Source organism: Pyxidicoccus fallax, assembly GCF_012933655.1.
GTDB lineage: Bacteria > Myxococcota > Myxococcia > Myxococcales > Myxococcaceae > Myxococcus > Myxococcus fallax.
The window spans coordinates 1-475 of the sequence record NZ_JABBJJ010000771.1 but is presented as its reverse complement, the minus strand read 5'-3'; the positions used below and the strand labels follow the sequence as shown (position 1 = coordinate 475).

Genomic DNA, 475 nt, shown 5'->3' with positions numbered 1-475 from the left:
GTCTATCTGGTTCTTCGTCTCCAGTCTGAATGTCCTGGATGAGAGCAAACGCGATCGACTAATGAATAAGTTTTTTTTATCTCAGATAGTGGATGACTACATTCAAAAAGCATATATTCAGGCGTGGCTGCGTTACCCGGGGGTTCATGTAGGTCAAAATTACCTCGGTAATATTAAAATACTGCCTTACTCAATTTCTGAGAAAGACGATATGCTTCATGTTAAATCTAATATCAGTAAAGGTGATGTTGTTACTGATATTTATATAAGGCCTTTTTTATTCCTACTGAGAAGGCTAGAGGCGGTAGAGGGGCAGGATGCGGAAATTATCATTCTGCCCTCCTTTGGTGTTCGTTCTGGTGAACTGACTTTATTGTCATCGAGAAATGTCAAGCCTGTTTCAGGATTGTGGCGGTGGTTATTGCGTCGTTGTATTTTAACAGGGCGCCCTGAGAACAAAAGGGATCTGGATGAT

At 41.3% G+C, this 475-nt stretch carries 1 protein-coding gene; it reads left to right on the top strand.

Going from position 1 to position 475, the window contains the following annotated elements:
- Window positions 1-61: 61 nt before the first annotated feature.
- On the top strand, window positions 62-475 hold a 414-nt coding region (locus tag HG543_RS54095), incomplete at its 3' end, for a hypothetical protein (protein WP_211194827.1).